This is a genomic window from Mesorhizobium sp. M5C.F.Ca.IN.020.29.1.1, from assembly GCF_003997375.1.
Lineage (GTDB): Bacteria > Pseudomonadota > Alphaproteobacteria > Rhizobiales > Rhizobiaceae > Mesorhizobium > Mesorhizobium wenxiniae.
In genome coordinates, this window is record NZ_RZSW01000914.1 from 1 (window position 1) to 1,589 (window position 1,589).

The 1,589-nt window shown below is 62.8% G+C and carries 1 protein-coding gene; it reads left to right on the forward strand.

What is annotated here, in order from left to right:
- Positions 1–105 precede the first annotated feature (105 nt).
- On the forward strand, positions 106–1,589 hold a 1,484-nt coding region (locus EOA85_RS34920), incomplete at its 3' end, for a phosphoenolpyruvate carboxykinase (RefSeq protein WP_127212704.1).

Consider the following 1,589-nt stretch of genomic DNA (forward strand, 5'->3'; position numbering starts at 1 on the left):
ATTTGATATCATTTGGCTTTTCTGGTTGTCACCGTTACAGTCTCCTTGGTGGGGGCTCCGGAAATTCGCCGGCCAGGATGCTGCAAATCGAAGAAGGAACCCCTCATGTCGGAAGCCGGCAAACGCAATCCCGCATGGGCGATCGATCGGATCGGCCTAAAGACCACGGCCGCGGTGCGCTATAATTTCGGCGAAGCCGCCCTTTACGAGGAAGCGGTACGCCGCGGCGAGGCCCGGCTCACCGCGCATGGCGCACTGGTCGCCGAGACCGGGCAGCACACCGGCCGCTCGCCCAAGGACAAATTCGTCGTGCGCGACGAGACCACCGGGCCGCATGTATGGTGGGACAACAACAAGGCGATGTCGTCGGCCCAGTTCGAAACGCTGCTCGCCGATTTTCGCGCCCATGCAGCAGACAAGGATCTTTATGTGCAGGACCTGGTCGGCGGCGCCGATGAGGACTTGAAGCTGACGACCAGGGTTGTCACGGAGCTTGCCTGGCACTCCTTGTTCATCCGCAATCTGCTCATTCGCCCGGAAGCCGCCGAGCTCGAGCATTTTGTGCCTGACATGACGATCATCGACCTTCCGTCGTTCCGCGCCGATCCGGTTCGCCACGGCACCCGCACCGAAACGGTGATCGCCGTCGATCTGTCGCGCATGATCGTGCTGATCGGCGGCACCTCCTATGCCGGCGAAATGAAGAAGTCGGTGTTCACCGTGCTCAACTATCTGTTGCCGGCCAAGGGCGTGATGCCGATGCATTGCTCGGCCAATGAAGGCGCCGGCGGAGATGCGGCCATCTTCTTCGGCCTCTCGGGAACCGGCAAGACGACACTGTCGGCCGATCCGTCGCGCACGCTGGTCGGCGACGACGAGCACGGCTGGGGTCCGCATGGCATCTTCAATTTCGAAGGCGGCTGCTATGCCAAGACGATAAAGCTTTCGGCAGAAGCCGAGCCGGAGATCTTCGCCACCACCCAACGCTTCGGCACGGTGCTGGAGAATGTAGTGCTAGATGCGGGCCGCGTGCCGGATTTCGACGACGGCAGTCTCACTGAAAGCACGCGCTGCGCCTATCCGCTCCACTTCATCCCCAACGCCAGCAAGACGGGCCGCGCCGGTCACCCGAAAAACATCATCATGCTGACCGCCGACGCATTCGGCGTGATGCCGCCGATCGCACGGCTGACCCCGGCGCAGGCGATGTACCATTTCCTCTCCGGCTACACCGCAAAGGTGGCTGGGACCGAAAAGGGCGTCACCGAACCCGAAGCGACGTTTTCGACCTGTTTCGGCGCACCGTTCATGCCGCGCCATCCGTCGGAATACGGCAATCTGCTGCGCGAACTGATCGCCCATCACGGTGTCGATTGCTGGCTGGTCAACACCGGCTGGACCGGCGGCGCGTACGGCACCGGCAAGCGGATGCCGATCAAGGCGACGCGAGCGCTGCTTGCCGCGGCACTCGACGGCTCGCTGAAGACGGCCGACTACCGCACCGACGCGAATTTTGGGTTCGATGTGCCGGTGGCGGTTGCGGGCGTCGAGCGCGCCATTCTCGATCCGAGATCGACATGGGCCGATAC